This window comes from Pseudomonas sp. RGB, assembly GCF_007713445.1.
Classification (GTDB): domain Bacteria; phylum Pseudomonadota; class Gammaproteobacteria; order Pseudomonadales; family Pseudomonadaceae; genus Aquipseudomonas.
This window is the reverse complement of record NZ_VMSH01000001.1, coordinates 182,661-199,362: the sequence shown is the minus strand read 5'-3', so window position 1 is coordinate 199,362 and position 16,702 is coordinate 182,661. Positions and strand designations below refer to the sequence as shown.

The following is a 16,702-nucleotide window of genomic DNA, read 5'->3' as shown; positions in this document are numbered from 1 at the left end:
CGCTGGCCAGTGAACGCTATTGATAGGTCAAAGGTCGTACCTGAACAACGCCCCCCGTTCAGGTATCACCATGGCTACGCAAGCAGACGGCAAGACCCCTAACCTGTCGCAGGAAGAACAGCACGACGTCGACAAGAATCAGCCGCCCCGCGCGGCGGTTCTGCATGAAATCATCCGCACCCAGGGCGACCAGGAACTGGAGCGCACCGTGGCCGCATTGTGGTGGTCGGCGCTGGCCGCCGGCTTGACGATGGGCCTGTCGTTGATGGGCATGGGCCTGCTCAATTCGCGGCTACCGGACGGTGAAGGATTCAAAGTGATCGCCAGTTTCGGGTACTGCGCAGGTTTCCTGGCGGTAATCCTCGCCCGTCAGCAGTTGTTTACCGAAAACACCCTGACCGCCGTGCTGCCGGTAATGAGCAAGCCAACTCTGGCCAACGCTGCACGCTTGCTGCGCCTGTGGGCAGTGGTGCTGGTGGGCAACCTGTGCGGCACCTTGCTGGTGGCGTATGTGATGCTGCATTTGCCGATCTTCGATACCAAGACTGACATGGCCTTCCTCGAAATCGGTCGCAAAGTCATGGAAAACGACACCGGTCAGATGTTCGCCAAGGGCATTATTTCCGGCTGGATGATCGCCACCATGGTGTGGATGATCCCGTCCATGGAAAGCGCGAAAATGTTCATCATCATCCTGATCACCTACCTGATGGCGCTGGGTGACTTCACCCATATCGTCGTCGGTTCGGCGGAAGTCTCGTACCTGGTGTTTGCGGGCGAACTGCCGTGGAAGGATTTTTGGCTGGTGTTCGCCGGCCCGACGCTGGCCGGCAACATCATCGGCGGCAGTTTCATCTTTGCGCTGATCAGCCACGCACAGATTCGCAGCGAAAACAGTCTGCCGGGCGAGACCGCAGACCCGCGCCACCCCCAGCAGGTCAACAAAGAGCGGTAAGCCGATTCGTCATAAATGAATGGCAAAGTCGCTGCGCGGCTTCCATTCATGAAAGAAGGATCTTAATGCGGGTTTCCCCTTTTTTAAGGGGGCGCGCTGATCGTGGCGCTGGGCGTGTTCGCGTAGGCCAAGGACGATGCGGCGGATCGCTCGTTGACCATCGAAAAGAATACTCAAGGTGCCCAAGACCGTTTCGCTTAAGGGCGCGGATGTTACCTACGACGCCCGTTACGAGCGCAGCGGCAACACCGTACTGGTTTCCCGCACCCTGGCGTTCAGTCATCCCGAAGCAGTGTGCAGCCCTGCGTGGTTCAAGGCGATGCAGCCGATGATCGAGGCGATGTTCAATGACCTGAAAAGCCAGATCATCGTGCAGACCCTCTGACCGTAATGCGGGCGGCGAAGTCAGTTCGCCGCCCGCGTCCATCAGTGGGTCTCGGTCTGCGGAGCCGGTTCATCCTTGGTCACGTGTTTGACCAGCTTGCCGATGCTCAAACCCTGCAGCAGGATCGACGACAGCACCACGATGTAGGTGATGCTCAGCAACAAGTCGCGCTCCGGCCCCAACGGCAAGGCCAGTGCCAATGCTACCGACACCCCGCCACGCAGGCCGCCCCAGGTAAGGATGCGGATAGTGCCGCGCGGTACGGTGCGCCAGCGGCGCAGCAACAGGATCGCCGGGGCCACGGTCAGCAGGCGCGAAAGCAGGATCGCTACCGCCAGCAAACTGGCCGCCAATACGTGCAGCCAGTTGAACGGCAACAGCAACAGCTCCATGCCGATCAACGCGAACAGGAGCGCGTTGAGCATGTCATCGAGCAATTCCCAGAAACCGTCCAGGTAGCGTCGGGTCATGTCGTTCATCGCCAGCTTGCGGCCCAGGTTACCGATGATCAGGCCGGCAACCACCATCGCAATCGGTGCCGAGACGTGCAGCTCGGTGGCCAACGCCGAGCCGCCGATCACCAGCGCCAAGGTCAGCATCACTTCAATCTGGTGCTGCTCGATGCTTTTGATCATCAAGTACACCAGGTAGCCGATCAGCCCGCCGAACACCACCCCGCCAATCGCTTCATGGGCGAACAGCATGGCCGTGGCGCCGACGGTTGGCGTTTCACCCAACTGCGCGATGCCCAACAGCACGGTAAACACCACGACCGCGGTGCCGTCATTGAACAGCGATTCGCCGACGATGGTGGTTTTCAGCGGTTTCGATGCATTGGCCGTTCGCAGCACGCCCAACACCGCAATCGGGTCGGTAGGCGAGATCAGCGCGCCGAACAGCAGGCAGTAGAGGAAGCTCACGTGCCAGCCGAACAGGGCAAAGATGTAGAACGCCAGGCTGCCGATGACCACGGTGGCAATCAACACGCCGAAGGTTGCCAACAGACCGATGGGCCAGCGATAACTGCGCAAGTCATTCAGGTTGACGTGCAAGGCGCCAGCGAACAGCAGGAACGAAAGCATCCAGTTCATCAGCAGATCGCCAAAGTCGATCTGGCCGATCAATTGCTGAATACGCTCCTCCAGGCCTGGGTAGCCGATGAAGCTCAGGCCTTGCAGGATCAGTGAGAACAGCAGGGCAGTGACCATCACGCCGATGGTGGGCGGCAGGCCGATAAAACGGAAGTTCACATACGTGAGCAGGGTAGTGAGGCAAATGAAGGCGGCGACAAGTTCAAGCATCCGGGGTCCTTGGAAGGTGAAGTGAGCGTTGGTTAATGGGTGGATGGACCGCAGCAGCGGCGGGATGTTGCAGGCCATAGGGCAAAAGGCCGGTAGAACCTTTGGCGGTGGCGCGGTTCATAGCGGTTAAGTGCGGTGTGGCATTTTTAGTGCTAAAACTCTAACCGCTGGCTAAAACTACAAAAGGAATCGGTGATGACGGTGGCTTTCTGGTGTGTGTTGATCGCAATTTTCCTGCCTTATCTGTGCACGGGTGTGGCCAAGTTCAGCGGCGGCAAGTTCGGGCCTCGGCAGAACCATGACCCTCGGGCTTTCCTGGACACGCTCGATGGGTTCGCCAAACGCGCTCACAGTGCGCAACTCAACAGCTTCGAAGTGACGCCGGCATTTGCGGCGGCAGTGATCATTGCGCACTTGGCCGGCACGGCATCACTGGTGACCATCAATGTGCTGGCGGTGCTGTTTATCACCAGTCGGCTGCTGTACATCATTTGCTACCTGGCAGACTGGGCGATGCTGCGTTCGCTGGTCTGGGCATTGGGCATGGCATTGATCGCGAGTTTCTTTTTTGTCTCGATCTAAGGCCTGATGCGATTTCCTCGTGTGAGCCAGTTTGTTGTGCCGATCCAGTTTGTTGTGGCGAGCGGGCTTGGTGTGGCGAGCGGGCTTGCCCCGTGTTGGGGCGCGAAGCGGCCCTAAAATCGGACACCCAGTTCTTCCTGAAAGAGCTCGGCGCTTGTATTGGGGCTGCTTCGCAGCCCAACGCGGGGCAAGCCCGCTCGCCACACCAAGCCCGCTTGGCCACAAGTCTGCTGGCCACACGGGCCTGTTCAACACCATGAATCGCGTCTATCAGAAACCACTCAGGTGCCGGCAGGCGCATCCGGCACCTGCGGCAACGCTGCGCCTTTAGGCCACAGCATCCAGATCTGGCCCTGCTGCTTCATATTCCCCGCCAACTCGCCCGCTGCATCACCGGTGCCCCAGAACAGGTCTGCGCGCACTTCGCCGGTGATTGCACCGCCGGTGTCCTGTGCGGCCACGGGCCGGGCAATGGGCGAGCCGTCAGGTTGGGTGGTCGACAGCCATAACAGGCTGCCCAGCGGAATCACCTTGCGATCCACCGCCACGCTGTAGCCAGCCGTCAGCGGCACATTCAGTGAGCCGCGCGGGCCTTCATTGCTGTCCGGGCGAGCGCTGAAAAACACGTAGCTGGGGTTGCTCGCCAGCAGTTGTGGAATGCGTTGCGGGTTAGCCTTGGCCCAGGCGCTGATGGCGCCCATGGTCACGTCTTCTTTTTTCAACTCGCCTTGCTCTACCAGCCAACGGCCGATCGGGCGGTACGGGTAGCCGTTCTGGTCGCCATACCCCACACGCAGTTGGCGCCCGCCGGCGAGTTGAATGCGGCCCGAGCCCTGGATCTGCAAGAACTGCAGGTCCATCGGGTTGGTCAGCCAGGCGATCGGCTTGGCAGTGGAGCCTTGGCCGTTGATGGTGCTGGCGTCGTCATAAGGCTTGAGCACGCGCCCTTCGAGGCGGCCGCGCAGGCGCTTGCCCTTGAGTTCCGGGTAGATGCTTTCCAGGTTGACGATGATCAGGTCATCCGGCACGCCGTACACCGGCACATGGGCGGTGGCGGTTTCGGTCAGGCTGCCGGGGTAGACCGGTTCGTAGTAGCCGGTGATCAGGCCGTTCGGCGTGTTGTCGGCCGAGCGCAGGCCGAACACATCCAGGCGCTCCTTGAGAAAGCTGCGCACTGCCGGGGCGTTGCCCGGCACGGTGGTCGCTGCTGCACAGGTCGCGCCCCAGATCGGGTCGGCCTTCAGGCGTTGGCAGGCGCTGCGCCAGGATTCAAACCCGGCGAGCAGGTCGCTGTCGGAAACAGCCGGCAGCGCTTCCCACGGTGCACTCACATACGTGGCGACAGCATGGGGTTTAACGGTTTCATCTTTGCCGGCGTCTTTGTTGCCATCGCAGCCGGCCAGCAGTGCAATGATCGGCAGAGCCCACGCCAGGCGGCGGCTCCAGGGTTTCAAGGTGACATTCATACAAATACTTCCTGAAGCGATTGCCCGCGCCGCAGCACGTTTGGGCAACCCTTATTATTAATAGGGCTATTGGTCTTTACGGGCGGGGCGAGGATACTGGCCGCCGTTCCCGTGACCTGAAGCCATCATGACTTTTAAAACACTGACCGTTGTATTGCTGGCCTGCCTGACGTTATCCGCCTGTGGCGGTGTTGATCCGAATTCACCTCTGGGTCAGCGCAAGGCAATCTTCAAGCAAATGCTCAAGACCGGTGAAGACCTGGGCGGCATGTTGCGTGGGCGCATCCCTTTTGATGGCGCGAAGTTCGCCGAAGGCGCGGTCAAGCTTGATGCGTTGTCCCACGAGCCTTGGAAGCATTTCCCGAGCGTGCGCGAAGAAGATCACACCAGCGCCAAGGACAGCGTGTGGCAACAACAGGCACGGTTCCAGGCGTTGGCCCGAAACCTTGAAACGGCCACCGGTGAACTGGTGATCGCCAGCCAGGTGCAGCCTTACAAAGCCAGCAACCTGGGGCCTGCGGTGCAGAAAGTCGAAGATGCCTGCACGGCTTGCCATAAGCAGTTTCGGGATCACTGACCGGGTTTACTGGTCGAGTTCTTCAACAGCGTCCTGCAGCTCTTTGCGTGACTGCGCCAACTTGTCCTTACGCTTGTTGATCTTGTCCGCGTCACCCTTTTTCATCGCCTTGTCGAGGTCGGCCTGACGGCGGCTGACTTCGTGCTTGGCGTCGAGCACCTTGTTTTCGCGTTCTTTTCTCAGGGATGCATCGGTGCAGTTGGCGGTGACTTCGCTCAGGGCTTTTTCAAGGCCAGCCTGTTGTTCGCTGTTGCCGTGTGCCTTGGCTTGCTCGATCTGAGTGCTGATGGCTTGGCGCTTGGCGGCGCAGCCGGTGAGTTCCGGCACCTCTTCGGCGGCCAGCAAAGGTGTCGCCATGAAGCTTGCAACCGTTAACAAGGCAAAAGGGGCAAGAAATTTCATAAAGGCTCCAGGGTGCAATCAAATGGCAGGATGAATTCTGCCGTTGGTTAAAAAGTGGTCGGTCCAGGTTAGAACCCGTCTATCCCCGCCTCGCGGAGTGTCTGAGCCAACGCCTGTACCTGCGGGTCGCGAAAAAAGGCGCTTAATTGCGCTGCGCGGCCCGGGCCGATGCCATCGGTGGCCAGCCAGGCCTGGGTGTCTCTGGCGGCCAGGGTCTGCCAGCCGCCGTCCAGGTCGTTACGTGCCGAGGGCGGTACACCCAAGGCTTTGAGCCATTGTGCAAAGGGACGTTGCCGAGCGTTTTGAATGCTTTCGAGCACCCGCGCGCGGCTGCGTTCGCCTAAGCCGTCAATGTTAGCAAGCTCTGCCGCATCCAGGGTCAACCAATCGAGAATGCCGGCGATTAGACCGGCCTGGATCAATATGTTCCAGGTTTCGCGGCCAATATGCGGCATGGCCAGGCCTTGATTGCCGCTCAGCCAGGTCAGGCGGGCCAGCAATTGCTCCTCGCAACCGGGGTCCAGTTGCCAGCAGCTCAAGGCGTGAAAGTCTCGGGCATCGGGCGCTCGTACTTCCACCCTGTTTTCGTTGCGCAGGATCACGTGCTCCAACCGGGGGATCACATGGCCGGCAAGGCTGATGGACACCTGATCGCCGGGGCGGATATCCAGCACTTGCCAGCGTTTCAGGGAGCCGACGCTCACGCGGTGAATGTGCCGGTCATCCAGTCGCACCGGTTCCAGCTCAAGAATGGGCGTAATGCGCCCGGTGCGGCCGATGTTGAACCGCACATTACGCACCAGCGCGAGCGCCTTGGCGGCCGGGTATTTCCAGGCGACCGCCCAGTAGGGGGCACTGGCTTGCCAGCGCTTGGCGGGCGCATGCACAGCCTGGTGCAATACCACGCCATCGCTGGCAAAAGGCAGCGGGTGGTTGTACCAGTGACTGCGCCAGTGTGAGGCTTCAGCGATGTTTTGAATGCGCTGGCTGTAGCGATGGCTATCGGTGAAGCCCCAGCGTGCCAGGGTGTTCAGGCGCTCGTTGAAGTCGGTCGGGCCGTCGGGCCAGGCCCAGACAAAAAGCCCGATCCCCGCGGCATCGGTGTCGCTCAACTGAAGGCGGTTCATCAGCCCGGCTATCTTGCTGCGAGCATTCAGCCCGCCTTGTGTCGCCTGCACATGAGCGTCGAGGCGCCAATAGAGTTCGCCCTGCAGCACCAGGTCGATGGGCTCCGGCAGTTGCTGGACAATGCCGGGGATCCGGCGTGCGGCGGTCGACCAATCCTGGCCGAGGCGTCCGTCACCTCGGCTGATAAGCCGGCTCAACCTGCCCTGACGATAGACCAGCGTCACCGCAACACCATCGACCTTGGGTTGAATCCATACGTCTTGCCGGGTCCTGAGCCAGTCATCGACCGCCCGCTCATCCAATAACTTTTCAAGGCCGGTATGCGCGACCGGGTGAGGCCGTGTGCCCCGCGAGCTGGCGAGTGGCTTGTCAGCCGTCAGGCTGTTGTTGGGGAAACACGTTCGCCAGTGGTCCAGGCGGTGGCGCGCCTGATCGTAGAGTTCATCGCTGACCGGGGATTGGCCGAGCCGGTGGTAGCTGTCATCCCACAGCGTGATCTGCCTGGCCAGCGCGCTGACCTGTGACCGGGCGTCCTCGGGACAGTCTTCTGCCCACACCAGAAAGGGCAAGGCACTGAGTAACAGAGCAATCAATAAACGCATCATGAGCATCCTTGCTCGGAAGGGGCGCCCAGCCTAAGTGATCCAGGCGGCCACAAAAAAGCCCCGACAGTGCGGGGCTTTTTACCGGGTGTTTCGAACTACTTGAACAGATCGCCCAACGCTTTCACTGCGTCGTTTTTATCCATCTTGGCTTCCTGTGTTTGCTGCCTGGCGTCGGCTTTGGCTTGGGCGTCGGCCAGTTTGTTACAACTTTTGACCTGCTCTTGTGCGGCGTTAAAAGCCTGCACGCTCAGTAAGTCGTTGTTGGCTTGCGGCTGGCAATCCCCGGATTTGCCGCCCGTTGAGTGCTCAGGGCGCCAGACGTGTGATGCCTGTCGCGCAGGCAATAAAAAAGCCCCACCGGGCGAACCCGGCGGGGCTTTTGGGGGAGCGCGTGCTTACAGGCCGGCGGCAGTGCGCAGGTCGTTGGCGCGGTCGGTTTTTTCCCAGGTGAACGTGGTGAAGGTGTCGTCGCCGACAGTCTTCTGCGCAGGGGTACGGCCGAAGTGGCCGTAGGCTGCGGTTTCCTGGTACATCGGGTGCAGCAGGTCAAGCATGGTGGTGATCGCGTAAGGGCGCAGGTCGAAGATCTCGCGCACCAGCTTGACGATTTTGTCGTCGCTGATCTTGCCGGTACCAAAGGTGTTCAGCGAGATCGACGTAGGCTGGGCCACACCGATAGCGTAGGAAACCTGAATCTCGCAACGCTCGGCCAAGCCGGCCGCGACGATGTTCTTGGCCACATAACGACCGGCGTAGGCCGCCGAACGGTCAACCTTGGATGGGTCTTTACCCGAGAACGCGCCACCGCCATGACGGGCCATGCCGCCGTAGCTGTCGACGATGATCTTGCGGCCGGTCAGGCCGCAGTCGCCCACCGGGCCACCGATGATGAACTGGCCAGTCGGGTTGATGTGGAACTGGGTGTCCTTGGTCAGCAGTTCGGCCGGCAGCACGTGCTTGACGATCAGCTCCATCACGCCTTCGCGCAGGTCGGCGTAGGACACGTCCGGGTTGTGCTGGGTCGACAGTACAACGGCGTCGATACCCACGACCTTGCCGCCTTCGTAACGGCAGGTCACCTGGGATTTGGCATCCGGGCGCAGCCACGGCAGCAGGCCGTTTTTGCGAGCCTCGGCCTGACGTTGCACAAGCTGGTGCGAGAAGGTGATCGGCGCCGGCATCAGCACCTCGGTTTCGTTGCTGGCATAGCCGAACATCAAGCCCTGGTCGCCAGCGCCCTGATCTTCAGGCTTGGCGCGGTCCACGCCCTGGTTGATGTCGGGCGACTGCTTGCCGATGATGTTCATCACGCCGCAGGTCGCGCCGTCGAAGCCGACGTCGGAACTGTTGTAGCCAATCTTGGTGATGACGTCACGGACGATCTGTTCCAGATCGACCCACGCGGTGGTGGTGACTTCACCGGCGATGATCGCCACGCCCGTTTTCACCAGAGTCTCGCACGCCACACGGGCGAACTTGTCTTCAGCAATGATGGCGTCCAGCACCGCATCAGAAATCTGGTCGGCGATTTTGTCCGGATGCCCTTCAGACACGGACTCGGAGGTGAAAAGGGAGTATTCGCTCATCTCGATGTTTTCCTGATATTTACCGATGGTGAGTGTCGCCAGCCGGCCGCTGAAAATGGCGGACCTGAATCTGGAAACCATTACGTAAACCTACATAGAGGCTTTCCCCGGGAACGAGTCCCGCAGCGGTGGCCCAACGGGCCAGATCGTCCTGTTCAAAACCCAACCAGAGATCACCGCAGGCCTCCCTGGCCCAATTCTGGTTGTGGCTGCATAAATCTGTGACCAGCAGGCTACCGCCGGGTTGCAGCAAATTTGCCATCTGCTTGAGGGCGTCGGCGGGGGCGGCGAAATGGTGCAGGACCATGTTCAACACCACGCAATCGGCCCGCAGGTTTGTGTCATTCAACGCGTCCGCCAGCTGCAGGCTGACATTGCCCAGCGCCTCGCGCTCGCACAACTGGCGCGCCAGTTCGAGCATCGCCGGGCTGTTGTCCAGCGCCGTCACCTGCTTGAAGCGGCGCGCCAGCTCCGGCAGGAAACCGCCATCGCCAGGGCCCACTTCCAGCGCCGTGGCCGAATGACTGAAGCCCAGTTTGTCCAACAGCGCCAGTACGCTTTCGCGGTATTGCGGCAAGCCGGCGATCAAGTCCTGTTGGGCGCGAAACTTCTCGGCGACCCGTGAGAAAAAATCCTGGCTGGCAGCAGCGCGTTGCCCATGAACTTGGCTGATGCGTGACTGCACGTCGCCGGGCAGGCCCAAACTGTCCACCTCTTCCAGCAGCGCGGCGTGCAGTTTGCCGCCGAGCAGCTCGGTGTGGGGCAGGGCGCGACGGTAAAAAATCGCATTGCCTTCGCGGCGGGTGGCCACCAGGTCAGCCTGGGCCAGGACCTTCAGATGGTGGCTCATGCCGGACTGGCCAATGGCGAAGATCTGCGCAAGTTCCAGTACGCCGAAAGAATCGTTGGCCAGCGCGCGCAACACGTTCAGACGTAACGGATCACCAGCGGCCTTGCATAAGGCTGCCAGGTCGTCGCCGTCGTCAGGACGCAGGGAGGGCACGGGTAGGTTCATAAGGCCAGCAGTCTAGTGACGGGTGGATATCCCCGCAAGGCCAATATCAAAAAGTTTTGATATTGGTCGATAATCGGTAGTTATAAGCACCCGCTATAACCTTTAGACGAAGCAGTCAGGCTTTTCTGCAAGCGATTGGCGGGCAAAGCGCAGGAAAAACACCTCAAGTGACTATCTGTGATTGCCCGCAGGCGGTGGCTGAGGGAAAATGCCGATCCTTTTTTCCGTTTCTTTTAAGCAACCCCAGGAGATCAGCGATGCCCAGCCGTCGTGAGCGTGCCAACGCCATTCGTGCCCTCAGCATGGATGCCGTGCAAAAAGCCAACAGCGGCCATCCCGGTGCCCCGATGGGCATGGCGGATATCGCCGAGGTACTTTGGCGTGACTACCTGAAACACAACCCGAGCAACCCGTCGTTCGCCGACCGTGACCGCTTCGTGCTGTCCAACGGCCACGGCTCGATGCTGATCTATTCGCTGCTGCACCTGACCGGCTACGACGTCACCATCGATGACCTCAAGAGCTTCCGCCAGTTGCACAGCCGCACCCCGGGTCACCCGGAATTCGGCTACACCCCAGGCGTCGAGACCACCACCGGTCCCCTGGGCCAAGGCCTGGCCAATGCTGTTGGCTTCGCACTGGCTGAAAAAGTCCTGGGCGCGCAGTTCAACCGCCCTGGTCACAACATCGTCGACCACCACACCTATGTGTTCCTGGGTGATGGCTGCATGATGGAAGGCATTTCCCATGAAGTGGCGTCCCTGGCCGGTACCCTGGGCCTGGGCAAGCTGATTGCCTTCTACGATGACAACGGCATCTCCATCGACGGCGAAGTCGAAGGCTGGTTCACCGATGACACCCCGAAGCGTTTCGAAGCCTACAACTGGCAAGTGATCCGCAACGTCGACGGCCACGATCCGGAAGAGATCAAGACCGCCATCGACACCGCGCGCAAGAGCGAGCAGCCGACCCTGATCTGCTGCAAGACCACCATCGGTTTCGGCTCGCCGAACAAGCAAGGTAAAGAAGACTGCCACGGCGCCCCACTGGGTGACGCGGAAATCGCCCTGACCCGTGAAGCGCTGAAGTGGAACCACGGCCCGTTCGAAATCCCGGCTGACATCTATGCCGAGTGGAACGCCAAGGAAAAAGGCCTGGCGACCGAAGCCGAGTGGGACCAGCGTTTTGCGGCCTACTCCGCCGAATTCCCAGAGTTGGCCAACGAACTGGTGCGTCGCCTGGCCGGTGACCTGCCTGCCGACTTCTCGGAAAAAGCCTCGGCCTACATCGCCGAAGTGGCGGCCAAGGGCGAGACCATCGCCAGCCGTAAAGCCAGCCAGAACACCCTGAACGCCTTTGGCCCGTTGCTGCCGGAGATTCTCGGCGGTTCGGCTGACCTGGCCGGTTCCAACCTGACCCTGTGGAAAGGTTGCAAGGGTGTCTCGGCCGAAGACGCCAGCGGCAACTACATGTACTACGGCGTGCGCGAGTTCGGCATGAGCGCCATCATGAACGGCGTGTCCCTGCACGGCGGCCTGGTGCCTTACGGCGCGACCTTCCTGATGTTCATGGAATACGCGCGCAACGCCGTACGTATGGCCGCGCTGATGAAGAAACGCGTGATCCATGTGTACACCCACGACTCCATCGGCCTGGGCGAAGACGGCCCGACGCACCAGCCGGTCGAGCAACTGACCAGCCTGCGTACCACGCCGAACCTGGATTGCTGGCGCCCAGCCGACGCGGTCGAATCCGCCGTGGCCTGGAAGCACGCCATCGAGCGTAAGGACGGCCCTTCGGCGCTGATCTTCTCGCGTCAGAACCTGCAGCACCAAGTGCGTACCGACGCGCAGATCGCTGCGATCAGCCGTGGTGGCTACGTGCTCAAGGACTGCGTTGGCGAGCCGGAGCTGATCCTGATCTCCACCGGTTCCGAAGTCGGTCTGACCGTTCAGGCCCACGACAAGCTGACTGCCCAGGGCCGCAACGTGCGCGTTGTGTCCATGCCGTGCACCAGTCTGTTCGAAGCCCAGGACGCCGACTACAAGCAATCGGTTCTGCCGTTGCAGGTCAGCGCGCGTATCGCTATCGAAGCGGCTCACGCCGACTACTGGTACAAGTACGTGGGCCTGGAAGGCCGCGTAATCGGTATGACCACCTACGGTGAGTCGGCGCCGGCGCCAGCGTTGTTCGAAGAGTTCGGTTTCACCCTGGAAAACATCCTGGGTCAGGCTGAAGAACTGCTGGAAGACTAAGTCAGTCTGCGTTGTCTGTACTGGCGCTATCGCGGGCAAGCCCGCTCCCACATTCGATCTCGGTCTAAGGTGGGAGCGGGCTTGCCCGCGATGGCGTCAGAACATTCAACACCGAACTAACATTGATCGAGAACCCCATGCCCCAACCGCGTCCCTACAAAGTTGCACTCAACGGCTACGGCCGCATTGGTCGTTGCGTTTTGCGTGCTCTGTTTGAGCGAGGGGCGGCGGCAGGGTTTGAAATTGTTGCGATCAACGATTTGGCCGACATGGCCAGCATCGAATACCTGACACGCTTTGACTCCACCCACGGCCGGTTTCCCGGCGAAGTGCGCGTAGACGGCGACTGTCTGCATATCAATGGCGACTGCGTGAAAGTCCTGCGCAGTGCCACTCCCGAGGGCATCGACTGGGCGGCGCTGGGCGTCGACCTGGTGTTGGAATGCTCCGGCGCTTACCACACCCGTGCCGATGGCCAGCGCTTTCTCGACGCCGGCGCACCGCGTGTGCTGTTTTCCCAGCCGATGGCCAGCGAGGCGGATGTCGACGCCACCATCGTCTATGGCATCAACCAGGATTGCCTGACCGGCAACGAGCTGCTGGTGTCCAACGCCTCCTGCACCACCAACTGCAGCGTGCCGCTGTTGCGCCTGCTGGATCAGGCGATTGGCCTGGATTACGTGTCGATCACCACGATTCACTCGGCGATGAACGACCAGCCGGTCATCGACGCCTATCACCACGAAGACCTGCGCCGCACGCGTTCGGCCTTCCAGTCAGTGATTCCGGTGTCTACCGGCCTGGCGCGAGGTATCGAAAGATTGTTACCGGAACTTGCCGGGCGAATTCAAGCCAAAGCCGTACGGGTGCCGACGGTGAACGTGTCTTGCCTGGACATCACCATGCAGACTGTCAGCGACACTGACGCGACGGAGGTCAACCGGATTCTGCGCGACGCCGCCACCAGCGGCCCGCTCAAGGGTTTGCTGGCCTACACCGAGTTGCCGCATGCCAGTTGCGATTTCAACCATGACCCGCATTCGGCGATTGTCGATGCCAGCCAGACCCGCGTTTCCGGCCCCAGGCTGGTGAACATCCTGGCCTGGTTCGACAACGAATGGGGGTTTGCCAACCGAATGCTGGATGTTGCCGAACATTATCTGCACATCGCCTCCACACAACCTCAACAGTAATTCAGGAACTGCGACCCATGACCGTGTTGAAGATGACCGACCTCGATCTGCAAGGTAAGCGCGTACTGATTCGCGAAGACCTCAACGTCCCAGTCAAGGACGGTGTTGTCACCAGCGATGCGCGAATCCTGGCCTCGCTGCCGACCATCAAGCTGGCCCTGGAAAAAGGCGCGGCCGTGATGGTCTGCTCCCACCTGGGTCGTCCGACCGAAGGTGAGTTCTCCGCCGAAAACAGCCTCAAGCCGGTAGCCGACTACCTGAGCAAGGCCCTGGGCCGCGACGTGCCGCTGGTGGCTGACTACCTGGGCGGCGTTGACGTCAAGCCAGGCGATATCGTGCTGTTCGAAAACGTGCGCTTCAACAAAGGCGAGAAAAAGAACAGCGACGAACTGGCTCAGCAATACGCGGCCCTGTGCGACGTGTTCGTGATGGACGCCTTCGGCACCGCGCACCGCGCCGAGGGTTCGACCCACGGCGTGGCCAAGTTCGCCAAAGTCGCCGCCGCCGGCCCGCTGCTGGCCGCAGAACTGGATGCACTGGGCAAGGCCCTGGGCGCTCCGGCGCAGCCAATGGCGGCCATCGTGGCCGGTTCCAAAGTCTCCACCAAGCTCGACGTGCTCAACAGCCTGAGCCAGATCTGCAACCAATTGATCGTTGGCGGCGGCATTGCCAATACCTTCCTGGCCGCAGCCGGCCACCCGGTGGGCAAGTCCCTGTACGAGCCGGACCTGCTCGACACCGCGCGCGCCATCGCGGCCAAAGTCAGCGTGCCGCTGCCGGTGGACGTAGTGGTTGCCAAGGAATTCGCTGAGAGCGCCGAAGCCACCGTCAAGCTCATCGCTGACGTGGCCGCCGACGACATGATCCTGGACATCGGCCCGCAAACCGCAGCCAACTTCGCTGAACTGCTGAAGTCGTCCAAGACCATTTTGTGGAACGGTCCGGTTGGCGTGTTCGAGTTCGACCAGTTCGGCAACGGCACCAAAGTACTGGCCCACGCCATTGCTGAAAGCTCGGCATTCTCCATCGCCGGCGGTGGTGACACCTTGGCGGCCATCGATAAATATGGCGTTGCTGACCAGATCTCCTACATTTCTACCGGTGGCGGCGCGTTCCTCGAATTCGTCGAAGGCAAAGTGCTGCCGGCCGTTGAAGTGCTGGAAACTCGAGCCAAAGGCTAAGGCTCGTGATCCGGAAAAGGAGTATTCCCATGATCAAGTCGTTGGCACTGGTGATCGCAGCGGGCCTGTTGGCCGGCTGCGGCAGCACGCCAAGCGCGAAGCCTGCGTCTGCAGAGCCTGCGCCTACGCAGAAAAAGAGCTGCTACCAGGCTGACTGGCAAGCCGAAACCATGCCGGTGATCAACAAGCGCATCGGCAACGAGCGGCTGGAGCAATACGACGCCGCGCCCAACGGTCAGGAACAGGGTTGCCCTTGACGGGTCTGATCAACTAACCGACAGCTTTGGCGGCCTTTTGGGTCGCCGTTCGAGGATTGGCAATGAAAGGCGTTTTCGCCCTGGCAGCCCTGGCCTTGTTGGCCGGCTGCAGCAGCATGAACATGTTCAACAAGGCAGAGCCGGCCGACAAGTGGACCACCTGGACGTGCGACAGCAAGGCCGAGGTCAACTGGCGCTTTGCCAACCAGGCACGTTCCGAGGTGGATGTACGCCTCGGCGGTTCGGACCAGGTTTATCGTCTTAAACAGGACGTTGCTGCCTCGGGCGTGCTGTACAGCAACGACCAGTTGGCGTTTCACCAAAAAGGTGAGGAAGGCCTGATTTACTGGGTCGCCACCGATGATTTGATTGGGCGAGGCTGCAAGGCCCAGTAGTGAGCCCAATGAACATCAAATGTGGGAGTGGGCTTGCCCGCGATGACGGTGGGTCAGTTACCGAGGATGTCGACAGACAAATCGCCATCGCAGGCAAGCCAGCTCCCACATTGACCGGGTTTCAAATTGGAGCTTGTGTCAGGTCCGACACTGCAATAACGATTCAGCAGGCCAAGCCTTAACCCCTTGATCTGCAATAACTTGAATAGCAGCCGCCGCTACGGCAGGCTTGCACGATTAACGACCCACGATCGGGAGAGACAACACAATGGCACTTATCAGCATGCGTCAAATGCTGGACCACGCAGCCGAGTTCGGCTACGGCGTCCCAGCCTTTAACGTCAACAACCTTGAGCAGATGCGCGCCATCATGGAAGCCGCTGACAAGACCGACTCCCCAGTGATCGTTCAGGCTTCGGCCGGTGCCCGCAAATACGCCGGTGCCCCCTTCCTGCGTCACCTGATCCTGGCCGCCATCGAAGAATTCCCGCACATCCCGGTGTGCATGCACCAGGACCACGGCACCAGCCCTGACGTGTGCCAGCGCTCCATCCAACTGGGCTTCAGCTCGGTGATGATGGACGGCTCCCTCGGCGAAGATGGCAAGACCCCAACCGACTACGAGTACAACGTACGCGTGACCCAACAAACCGTGGCCATGGCTCACGCCTGCGGCGTTTCGGTTGAAGGCGAGCTGGGCTGCCTGGGTTCGTTGGAAACCGGCATGGCCGGCGAAGAAGACGGCATCGGCGCTGAAGGCGTGCTCGATCACAGCCAGATGCTGACCGACCCGGAAGAAGCCGCTGACTTCGTGAAAAAGACCCAAGTTGACGCCCTGGCCATCGCCATCGGCACCAGCCACGGCGCTTACAAGTTCACCAAGCCGCCTACCGGCGACGTGCTGGCCATCGACCGCATCAAGGAAATCCACAAACGCATCCCGAACACCCACCTGGTGATGCACGGTTCTTCCTCGGTGCCGCAAGAGTGGCTGGCGATCATCAACCAGTACGGTGGCGACATCAAAGAAACCTACGGCGTGCCGGTTGAAGAAATCGTCGAAGGCATCAAGTACGGCGTGCGCAAGGTCAACATCGACACCGACCTGCGCCTGGCGTCCACCGGCGCAATGCGTCGCCTGATGGCCACCAACCCGAGCGAATTTGATCCACGTAAATTCTTCGGTGCCACCGTGACCGCAATGCGTGACGTGTGTATCGCTCGTTACGAAGCGTTCGGTACGGCCGGTAATGCTTCGAAGATCAAGCCGATCTCTCTGGAAGCGATGTACCAGCGTTACCTGAAAGGCGAGTTGAACGCTAAGGTGAACTGAGCCTCAGGCGTTTAAACAAAAGCCCGCAGTGATGCGGGCTTTTTTGTGGCTGGAAATTGATTAGACACTTTTAAGTGACAGGAGGC

The 16,702-nt window shown here is 60.6% G+C and carries 17 protein-coding genes; 10 read left to right on the top strand and 7 right to left on the bottom strand.

The genetic code is table 11. The features are described from left to right. Nucleotides 1-70 precede the first annotated feature (70 nt). Together FPT15_RS00900 and FPT15_RS00895 are read left to right on the top strand one after the other, a co-directional pair. Entirely contained in the window at nt 71-955 is an 885-nt protein-coding gene (locus tag FPT15_RS00900; RefSeq protein WP_145157649.1) for a formate/nitrite transporter family protein, read from the top strand. A 178-nt stretch (nt 956-1,133) separates the two neighbouring features. After that, entirely contained in the window at nt 1,134-1,340 is a 207-nt protein-coding gene (locus tag FPT15_RS00895) for a hypothetical protein (RefSeq protein WP_178119642.1), read from the top strand. A 41-nt stretch (nt 1,341-1,381) separates the two neighbouring features. On the opposite strand, the gene FPT15_RS00890 is transcribed toward FPT15_RS00895, so the two are convergent. Continuing rightward, nucleotides 1,382-2,641 carry a sodium:proton antiporter gene (locus FPT15_RS00890; protein ID WP_145157646.1) on the bottom strand — a complete coding sequence of 420 codons (1,260 nt, stop codon included), beginning with the start codon at nt 2,639-2,641 and terminating at the stop codon, nt 1,382-1,384. A gap of 195 nt (nt 2,642-2,836) precedes the next feature. On the opposite strand from FPT15_RS00890, the gene FPT15_RS00885 reads away from it, so the two are divergent. Next, on the top strand, nt 2,837-3,223 hold the full coding sequence (locus FPT15_RS00885) for an MAPEG family protein (RefSeq protein ID WP_106575634.1): 387 nt from the start codon (nt 2,837-2,839) through the stop codon (nt 3,221-3,223). Between the two features lie 281 nt (nt 3,224-3,504). Here the strand turns inward: FPT15_RS00885 and FPT15_RS00880 are convergent, their stop codons facing one another. Further along, nucleotides 3,505-4,689 (bottom strand): murein transglycosylase A, encoded by a 1,185-nt coding sequence (locus tag FPT15_RS00880; protein WP_145157643.1) that lies wholly within the window; start codon nt 4,687-4,689, stop codon nt 3,505-3,507. A 127-nt stretch (nt 4,690-4,816) separates the two neighbouring features. Here FPT15_RS00880 and FPT15_RS00875 point away from each other — a divergent pair, with 127 nt between their 5' ends. Continuing rightward, a complete protein-coding gene (locus tag FPT15_RS00875; RefSeq protein ID WP_145157640.1) occupies nt 4,817-5,266 on the top strand; it encodes a cytochrome c in 450 nt (149 codons plus the stop codon). A gap of 6 nt (nt 5,267-5,272) precedes the next feature. On the opposite strand, the gene FPT15_RS00870 is transcribed toward FPT15_RS00875, so the two are convergent. The 5 genes from FPT15_RS00870 to FPT15_RS00850 form a co-directional block, all read right to left on the bottom strand. Then, the gene (locus FPT15_RS00870) at nt 5,273-5,668 is read right to left on the bottom strand and encodes a DUF1090 domain-containing protein (protein ID WP_145157637.1); all 396 of its coding nucleotides are present in this window, start codon (nt 5,666-5,668) and stop codon (nt 5,273-5,275) included. Between the two features lie 68 nt (nt 5,669-5,736). Next, nucleotides 5,737-7,401 carry an NAD-dependent DNA ligase LigB gene (ligB, locus tag FPT15_RS00865; RefSeq protein ID WP_145157635.1) on the bottom strand — a complete coding sequence of 555 codons (1,665 nt, stop codon included), beginning with the start codon at nt 7,399-7,401 and terminating at the stop codon, nt 5,737-5,739. A gap of 95 nt (nt 7,402-7,496) precedes the next feature. After that, on the bottom strand, nt 7,497-7,745 hold the full coding sequence (locus tag FPT15_RS00860) for a hypothetical protein (protein ID WP_256676332.1): 249 nt from the start codon (nt 7,743-7,745) through the stop codon (nt 7,497-7,499). Nucleotides 7,746-7,796: 51 nt separating this feature from the next. Beyond that, nucleotides 7,797-8,987 (bottom strand): methionine adenosyltransferase, encoded by a 1,191-nt coding sequence (gene metK / locus FPT15_RS00855; RefSeq protein WP_099234792.1) that lies wholly within the window; start codon nt 8,985-8,987, stop codon nt 7,797-7,799. Between the two features lie 19 nt (nt 8,988-9,006). Then, nucleotides 9,007-10,002, bottom strand: coding sequence for a metalloregulator ArsR/SmtB family transcription factor (locus FPT15_RS00850; protein WP_145157633.1), 996 nt, complete (start codon nt 10,000-10,002; stop codon nt 9,007-9,009). A gap of 257 nt (nt 10,003-10,259) precedes the next feature. On the opposite strand from FPT15_RS00850, the gene tkt reads away from it, so the two are divergent. The 6 genes from tkt (at nt 10,260) to fba (ending at nt 16,616) form a co-directional block, all read left to right on the top strand. Next, complete coding sequence (gene tkt / locus FPT15_RS00845) at nt 10,260-12,257, top strand: transketolase (protein ID WP_145157631.1); 1,998 nt, start codon at nt 10,260-10,262, stop codon at nt 12,255-12,257. Nucleotides 12,258-12,394: 137 nt separating this feature from the next. Next, the gene (gene epd / locus FPT15_RS00840; RefSeq protein ID WP_145157628.1) at nt 12,395-13,450 is read left to right on the top strand and encodes an erythrose-4-phosphate dehydrogenase; all 1,056 of its coding nucleotides are present in this window, start codon (nt 12,395-12,397) and stop codon (nt 13,448-13,450) included. Between the two features lie 17 nt (nt 13,451-13,467). Next, nucleotides 13,468-14,631 carry a phosphoglycerate kinase gene (locus FPT15_RS00835; RefSeq protein WP_106575625.1) on the top strand — a complete coding sequence of 388 codons (1,164 nt, stop codon included), beginning with the start codon at nt 13,468-13,470 and terminating at the stop codon, nt 14,629-14,631. Between the two features lie 29 nt (nt 14,632-14,660). After that, a complete protein-coding gene (locus tag FPT15_RS00830; protein ID WP_145157625.1) occupies nt 14,661-14,888 on the top strand; it encodes a hypothetical protein in 228 nt (75 codons plus the stop codon). Between the two features lie 62 nt (nt 14,889-14,950). Next, nucleotides 14,951-15,283 carry an MliC family protein gene (locus FPT15_RS00825; protein ID WP_119737525.1) on the top strand — a complete coding sequence of 111 codons (333 nt, stop codon included), beginning with the start codon at nt 14,951-14,953 and terminating at the stop codon, nt 15,281-15,283. 268 nt (nt 15,284-15,551) lie between these two features. Beyond that, nucleotides 15,552-16,616, top strand: coding sequence for a class II fructose-bisphosphate aldolase (gene fba / locus FPT15_RS00815; RefSeq protein WP_003177554.1), 1,065 nt, complete (start codon nt 15,552-15,554; stop codon nt 16,614-16,616). Nucleotides 16,617-16,702 lie beyond the last annotated feature (86 nt).